The organism is Lysinibacillus sp. G1-3, from assembly GCF_056322905.1.
The window spans coordinates 150,793-159,008 of record NZ_JBWHYQ010000016.1 but is presented as its reverse complement, the minus strand read 5'-3'; the positions used below and the strand labels follow the sequence as shown (position 1 = coordinate 159,008).

Annotated in this window: 7 protein-coding genes; 2 read left to right on the top strand and 5 right to left on the bottom strand. The window is 34.8% G+C overall.

Going from position 1 to position 8,216, the window contains the following annotated elements; translation table 11 throughout:
* The coding region (locus ACVYAD_RS17895; protein WP_476427346.1) for a hypothetical protein at positions 1-196 on the top strand (196 nt) is incomplete at its 5' end.
* A 67-nt stretch (positions 197-263) separates the two neighbouring features.
* On the opposite strand, the gene ACVYAD_RS17890 is transcribed toward ACVYAD_RS17895, so the two are convergent.
* From ACVYAD_RS17890 to ACVYAD_RS17870, 5 genes are all read right to left on the bottom strand, one after another.
* On the bottom strand, positions 264-917 hold the full coding sequence (locus ACVYAD_RS17890; RefSeq protein ID WP_476427349.1) for an alpha/beta hydrolase: 654 nt from the start codon (positions 915-917) through the stop codon (positions 264-266).
* A 236-nt stretch (positions 918-1,153) separates the two neighbouring features.
* Positions 1,154-1,708, bottom strand: a complete 555-nt coding sequence (locus tag ACVYAD_RS17885) for a hypothetical protein (protein ID WP_476427345.1) — start codon at positions 1,706-1,708, stop codon at positions 1,154-1,156.
* Between the two features lie 81 nt (positions 1,709-1,789).
* On the bottom strand, positions 1,790-3,994 hold the full coding sequence (locus ACVYAD_RS17880; RefSeq protein WP_476427344.1) for a bifunctional diguanylate cyclase/phosphodiesterase: 2,205 nt from the start codon (positions 3,992-3,994) through the stop codon (positions 1,790-1,792).
* Positions 3,995-4,290: 296 nt separating this feature from the next.
* The gene (locus tag ACVYAD_RS17875; RefSeq protein ID WP_349660351.1) at positions 4,291-4,992 is read right to left on the bottom strand and encodes an O-linked GlcNAc transferase; all 702 of its coding nucleotides are present in this window, start codon (positions 4,990-4,992) and stop codon (positions 4,291-4,293) included.
* Positions 4,993-5,196: 204 nt separating this feature from the next.
* Positions 5,197-5,676, bottom strand: a complete 480-nt coding sequence (locus tag ACVYAD_RS17870) for a thioredoxin family protein (RefSeq protein ID WP_349660352.1) — start codon at positions 5,674-5,676, stop codon at positions 5,197-5,199.
* Positions 5,677-5,879: 203 nt separating this feature from the next.
* On the opposite strand from ACVYAD_RS17870, the gene ACVYAD_RS17865 reads away from it, so the two are divergent.
* Positions 5,880-8,192, top strand: a complete 2,313-nt coding sequence (locus tag ACVYAD_RS17865) for a YhgE/Pip domain-containing protein (protein ID WP_476427343.1) — start codon at positions 5,880-5,882, stop codon at positions 8,190-8,192.
* Positions 8,193-8,216 lie beyond the last annotated feature (24 nt).

Here is an 8,216-nt window from a genome sequence, read left to right as displayed (position 1 = left end):
AGCGAAGCGTCAGCAACAAATTGTTTTCTGTGCGAAAGCGAAGCGTCAGCAACAAATTGTTTTCTGTGCGAAAGCGAAGCGTCAGCAACAAATTGTTTTCTGTGCGAAAGCGAAGCGTCAGCAACAAATTGTTTTCTGTGCGAAAGCGAAGCGTCAGCAACAACAACAACATAAGCTTAGGAACGGCTCAACATAACCCCAAAAGAGAATGGCCTTGAACGGAAATCAACTCATTTAAAGGATTTCCTTGACTGTTTTATTTGTCATTGAATATTATCTTGTAATTCCTGTGCTAAAAATGCAGTTAGATCACGTAAATTTTCTGGTGTAACACCGTGACCATCTGGATATTGTTTAAATGTCACAGTAGCACCAAATTGCTCAAACTTTTCTTTACTTTCTACGCCCCATTGTGACGGGATGATATAATCATAATCACCGTGAGAAATAAATGCATGTAAATGATTGACTGGGCGAATTGCATATTCCTCTGTAACGAATTTTGGCGTGTAGCCACTTAATGCTACTATTCCTGTAATTAAATTCCCTATTGCAAAAGCAAGTGACTGTGCCAAAACTGCCCCTTGACTGAATCCAAGTACGTACACTTTGTGTGGATCAATTTGATATTCAGCAATAGCCTCTAGAACAAATTGTTGTAGAGCCACTAAAACTTTATCGAAAACTTCGCGGTCTGGTTTTCCAACCTCCTGGATTGTGAAAAAAGCATAGCCAGGTTTTTGCGTAATAGGGCCACGTAAGCTAAATACATGGCATTGCTCTTTAAAGTCCTGTACTAATTGTGGTAAATCGTCTTCATTACTACCCATTCCATGTAATAAAAAAATCGCTGGATATTTTTTATTTGGGTCCATATTCGTTGGTTGTGTATGTTTAAATGTAAACGGTGTATTCATTTTAAAATTCCTTTCAGGTGAACTTAGTGTCACCTTATTATACTGCATAATATATCTAGACAAAAACAGGATTGCTCCGTTATCATAAATAGCTTTTTCTATAGACTCGTCACCATAACGATAGAATGATGTCTGTCCGATCAGGCACTTTCCTAAGGAATACGGTAAGCAGCTTGAGATACGATGCTATTATGTACAATAACTCAACAAAAGCACATGATGGTCACGATTGCGTTTTAAAGTTTTACTTTATTAATAATCCCATCAGTGTGATAAGCAATATAGCCGTTAATTATGCGAATTGTTTCTTGTGGATCTGCGTTAAATAGCACTTTTGATTGCTCTGGTGTTGAGACAAGTACTGTTAGTAAATCTACACGCATGGAATGTCCTGCAGAGCTATACGCATAATCGTAAACAATATCTTCCTCTGTCATATTTTCTGTCACATACTGCTTATGAAACAATTCCTTTGCGGCATCCATTTGTTCCGCGACCTGCTGACGAATACGCATTTGATGCATCAGTAGCTCTTCCTCAAGTACCGTGGTCTTTAACCACTCTTTCTTATCGAGCATCTTCAAAAACTCTTTTTCCCAAACTTGCTCATTTTCTGTAAAATACAGCATATTCATCATTAACATATCCCAAAAATCAACTTGAGATTGTGCTGATTTACGCTGCATCTCTATTGCCGTTTTAAAGTGCTCTTCAACCTTCGTAATATTCATGTTGCGCACTAAATGATTACATACATTTTCAATAAATTTATTTGCTGTTTCTTGCGCCATCAAAAAACCCGTCCTTTATATCTACAAATCAATTCCTCCCTATCATACCATGATTGTAGAATATAAAGAAACGGTTAACGTTTATGTCTGCAATGTATGCTCACCTTGTACTTTAGACGCAGAAATTGAATCTAAAATATACTTTGCATCATCGTGAAGCGTTTGGTAGTTCTCCTGTAATGTTCTTGGAGATACAGGTTTACTAAATAAGAAGCCCTGTATAGTATCACACTGGCTTGCTACTAGATATGATAGCTGTTCTATCTCTTCTATTCCTTCTGCGACTACCTTTAACTGTAGATGTTTGGCCATAGAGAGAATCATGTCAACTAATGCTTTATCTGTAGAGTTCGATTGTATTTTCTGAACGAAAGACCTGTCAATTTTTAAGCAATCTATAGGGAAATCCTTTAAATAAGATAATGATGAATAGCCTGTCCCAAAATCATCTACCGCGATTGTAACCCCAAGTGCCTTCAATTTGTGTAAGATCGTCGTCATATGATCAATATTGATCGTCATACTTTCTGTTATTTCGAGTTGCAAATATTTGGGCTCTAATTGTGTTTTCTCAAGAACATTATGAATTATTTCAACTAAATTTTGCTGAAAAAGTTGACCTAACGACAGATTGACCGCTACTTTAATCGGTGGCAATCCAGCAGCTTCCCATCTCTTTACTTGTTGACAGGCTGTTTCTAGTACCCATTGTCCAATAGGAATAATTAATCCAGATTCCTCTGCAATTGGAATAAAGACTCCCGGCGAAATCCATCCCTTCTTTGGATGCTGCCATCTAACTAAAGCCTCTACCGACTTAATTTGACCCGTACGTAAATCAAGCTGCGGTTGATATTCTAAAAAAAGCTCTTGATTTGCTAAAGCATCATGTAAATCATTTTCTAATATAAGACGTTCAGTCGTTTCTTCAGAGATCGAAGACTCATAAAATCGTATACGCGTTGGCATCTTCTGCGCTTCATGCATAGCATAAAGTGCAAATCTAATAAGCTCCTCTTCTTTATAAGAATCTGTTGGAAATAAAGCGATACCAATATTTAATTGACTATTTAAAGAAAAATGTTGAATTTGGAATGATTCTTCCATGACAACTTGAAGTTGTTGACTAAGTTGCGTCAATTGATGGGTATTGCTCACCTCATCAATATACACGACGAAATAGTCTTCTCTCAGCATGCAAAGTAAATGCTTCTCCGGTAAAACATTTTTCAATCTTTGCGCGATTAAGCCTATCATTTGGTCTGCATATGTGCTACCTAAAGACGCTTTAATCGCAGTAATTCTTTCTATACCGATTGCAAGTATTGCCTTTGGTGATTTAGATATGTATAAATCTTTTTTTAAAGTTTCCATTAAAAAACGCTTATTTGGCAAATTTGTAATCTCATTATGGTAAGCCATGAAATGCATTTTTTCACGAGATTCTTCTAAATGCTTTTGTGTATCGATTAACTGCTGAAAAGGTTTTTCGATCGATGAAAAATAAATTGCTCTAAATAAAAGATAAGAAGCACCTAACTCAAAAATATGTCCAATGAAGTTTTTAATATCATAAACATCTTGATAAATTGTATAAAGAAAATCGCTCATTATTAAATAAATAGAACTACCAAATAATAAAAATACGATTTTAGGAGATTTTTCAAAATTTTTAAGCAATAGGACCATAATCACTAGATGTATCGCTACAGCTATATATTGCAAAGTATTTTTTAAAACAGTAGGACCTTCACTTTCTATCAAAAGTGGTGGCAATATAGGTGTCGGGGCATAGATGACTACAAAACAAACAGTGATTATTAGAAACGGCAAGCTATAAATAAACCAACGATAAATTGATTTTATTTCCTTCTCCTTTATAAATAATATAATGAGAAAACCAATCGATAATAGTAATCGACAAAACATGTAAAACCATGTTGATGCATACGGCGTACTTTCAGTAATGAAAAATGGCATTCCTTTATAGGAAAGTGCATGAGCCATTTCTAAAAAGCTAATTGTTAAAAATAATGCCCCAACATAGAGGACTCTATTCGATAAAATATAAGGTGTAATTAACCATGTCTGAATAGAAATAGACATTGTCACTACAGTAATAAGCATTTCCATCATTAAATGAATCGTTACATAATTGTTCTCTCCAAATATCCCATAAAATTTATCACTACCCAAACCAATTACGATTAATAAAATGATTGATAATAGGATAAATTGAATGCTCTGCTTCACAAATGAAAAATCCTCATTAAATTTCCACATCATAACTCCCTTCTTAAGCTCTAAATATTTTCCTCCATCTACTATTTCATTGACGGGTTTTAGGATAATTATACTATAGAATTATTGTGAATAATCAACTTTTTAACCAAAAGAAGAATAAAAAATCAGGACTAAATCATAAAATAAAGTGAAACTTTAATAAGCAAAAAGGATTCTTCATCCTACACCGATTATTAATCTTTACTAAATGGGCTTTTTTCGAAAAGTATCGCTACAAAAACATGTGCTGAATGAAAGTAAAAAAGATGCCTCATCTTTTGAGACATCTTCTCTATTTGCTATGAAAATACATAACTATCCATATTATCTATTGTATTTTGGATAGCATCTTTCAACGATCGCTGATGCTCGGCACAAGCCGCTAGTGACTCCTCCAATGTAATCGCAGCATTTGCCATAAACGGTGCCATCTGCAAATCCTTCGCTAATTGAATAAGAACAAGTGCTTTATTCCATTTCCAACGCGCATTATTTGGATCTAAGTTAATAGCTTGCTCTAAGTAGCCAAGTGCATCGAATGGCATCCATCCAAAGCGGTGCATCGTTTGACCTGTGATTCCCCAATATACCGCCTTGTTAGGGTTTTCTTTTACTGCTTGTTTAAAACAATGAACACTCTCGTTGTAATGATGTGCAAACAAAAACAGTTCACCCTGTGTAAAAAATGAATTGGCTCTTCCACTCGGAGTGCCTGTTGTCGCTATAGCCTCTAGTTCTTTAATACGATTTGAAAACTCTCCTTCATCTTCTATCGCACGAATTTCGACGACGGTATCCGATTCAGGATAGCTTTCATCTGCTCGTTCTGCATGTTGGGTTTCCACAGACAGCGTAGGTTTTGGATAGCTCGCAAAATCATACTCTTCTAATAATTTAATATATTTATGAGCCAACTTTTTCTCATTTTCACTAGTAACTTGCTTAGCTACCTCATAGCACTTCATTAGTTCACCATTATAAAAATAATCATCCATTGTCATTCATTATTCCTCCAATGTACAACTCTTCAGTATATTTAGTATACACTACAAAATCAATTATGCCTCGACATAATTGATTCCATAATCGGTTGGAGGCTTTACCTTCTTTCAACAATAGAGGTAGAAGACTTCAGTAACTGCCGCTTCACTTTCACTATAAAAAAGACTGATCAAAAATAACTTTTGATACAGTCTCAGCTTTGCTTATTTTTTTAGTACTTCTTTATTTAGAAATGTACGTAAATCTTCTTCTGGTAATGCACCTTCAAAACGTTTAACCTCTTTACCACCCTCAAAGCGAATAAAAGTTGGTGTCGCATTAATATGATATTTATTCCATAAATCTTCGTATTCCCAAACATTTAATTGAGCAATATCAACACCAAGCTTTTTAGCAATAGGCATTAGCACTGGTGTAAAAGCTTTACAGTGTACACATGTCGGACTGAAGAAATAAGCATTTACATCTTCACCAGCTTTTAATTTTTTTTCAAGTTCGTCTGGTAACATAATATTTTGGTAATTTTTATCATCCAATTGATCAATTGTTTCTTGTTTTAGATCTTTGTCGCCATAAAGTTTCTCTGCGCCTGCTAATTTGCTATTGTTCGAGACTTTAGTTAACACAATAATTGCTGCAAATAACAAAACAATTACCGATCCAATAATTAGTAGTTTTTTCACGAGAATGTATTCCTCCCTTTCCACACTAAAAAACCCTATTTTTAGTGTATTCGCGATTGATTATAAATGGTTTTTAAATCCTAGTAAACTAATTAGTCTTTCAAAATGACTTTTTTCATAATTCAAACATATTTCGCTCCAAATTTGGAAACATACATATAACATCTATAATGCTCAATACGAATGTGGAGTGGATAAATAAAATGAAACACACTATCCGAAATATTTTTCAAATTTATAAAAGTGATATCCATAATATATTAACAAACTGGGTAGTTGCTGTCATTATTGGTGGGCTCATTTTTTTACCTTCTCTTTATGCGTGGCTTAATATTTACGCCTCTATGGATCCCTATGCCCATACTGCCAACATGAAAATTGCAGTTGTCAACGAAGACACAGGCGCGAATGTTAGAGGAGAAGATATTAATGTTGGTAACGAGGTAGTAGACAATTTAAGTACTAATCAAAACTTTACTTGGGAGTTTACTTCTCATGAACAAGCTATAAATGACTTAAAAAATGGGGACTATTTTGCGGTTATAGTTGTCCCTAATGATTTTTCACAAAAGCTGACCTCCATACTGTCAAATGTGCCTACAAAAGCGCATATCGATTATTATGTAAATGAAAAAATCAATCCAATCGCTCCTAAAATCACAAGTAAAGGTGCAAGTGGCCTAACGCAACAAGTAACTAATGAGTTTATTTCAACTGTCAGCGGAACACTTTTCTCTATTTTTAATACGGTCGGTGTTGAGATGGAACGGGAAATTCCCGACTTTAGAAAATTTGAAAATTATATTTTTACAATCGAACAACATCTCCCAGATATCGAAACATATTTAGCGCAAGCTGCTAAAGGTGGAAAAGAAGCTGAGACATTACTAAACCACACAATTACCCAAGTTCCCGAAGTTGAGAAATTAACGAATGATGGTCTAACCACGATCCATCAAGGTTTAAATTTGATCAATGAAGCTGATACATTGTTCAATGAGCTATCCCCTATCATCAAAAAAGATCTAGAAGCAGTACAAAATATTGCTCAACGATTTACAGATATAATAGGGAAGCTTCAAAATGCGAATGTAGATTCAGCTACCATTGCACAAATAAAAGATACAATTAAAAATCAGCTAGATGCATCACGTGAGAAAGTAACTACTAGCATTCAAACAATTGAAGCGCTTCAAAAATTAACACAAGCTGACGCTTCGACTCGTAAACAGCTTGAAAACAAGGTTCAAAACATCCAGACGACACTACAGCAAAGTAATTCTGAAGATGTGAAGACTTTACTAACTAACAATAAAATAATTGAACAACTTGAAACTATACGTGGAGATTTACAGGCAAATCCTAGTTTTACTGATTATTCTTTTAGCACTCTAACCGCTTTAAATCAGCTGAATACATTACTAACGGACATCTCAAGTAAAGTACAGCAGTTAAATACGATAGATGTCGAAACGATAAAAAAAGACCTTGCTGATGTGCAAAGCGTTGCCCTAAATGTTTCTAACAATCTGCAGCAATTCCTTACTCATTATAACGATCAGTTAGAGCCACAAATTCATACGACTTTAGCTTCTGCCAAAAATACATTAACAAATGCAGCAACAATGCTGACGAATGTAAAAAGTTTTCTGCCTCAAGCAACAGATCGTTTAACAAATGCTAAAAATATGTTAGCCACGGCTAATAAGACGCTTGGTACAGTACAAACGAATTTCCCTGCTTTAAGTTCAAAAATTAAGGACCTTGCAGACAAGCTGAGAACTTTAGAAAGTGAAGCCGATATTTCAGAAATCGTTCAATTATTGAAAAACGACGTTAATGCAGAACGAGATTTCTTTGAGGAGCCTATTAAGCTTCAGGAACATAGAATGTTTCCAATTGCTAATTATGGAACAGCTATGACACCGTTTTACACTGTACTTTCCATCTGGGTTGGTTGTTTATTATTAATTTCTCTTCTATCTGTCAATATTCACAATAATGATCATTACAGTATTCGCCAAGTTTACTTTGGACGTTTATTAACATTTGCAACTTTTTCATTTATACAAACGCTCATTATTACAATTGGAGATATTGTTATTTTAAACGGGTCCATTAGTGCCCCTTACTTCTTTATTCCATTTGGGCTATTTATTAGCTTAGTGTTCGTTACGATTGTCTATACACTAGTATCCGTATTCGGAAATGTCGGAAAGGCTTTAGCCATTGTCATGTTAGTACTGCAAATTGCAGGTTCTGGTGGCACATATCCAGTAGAATTACTACCCGGCTTTTTTCAAATTATAAATCCATTTCTTCCATTTACTTATGCAATTGAAATGATGCGCGAGGCAGTTGGTGGTATTATTTGGTCAAAGGTATGGGTTGATCTAGCCTTTTTATCATTCTTCTGGCTCATTTTCATTCTATTTGGTTTCTTCTTGAAAAAATTACTGAGTGAGAAAATGGAACATTTCATGAACAAAACACGCGGATCAGATATATTTCATTGATTTTCACTTGCCTCCTTGTAAATA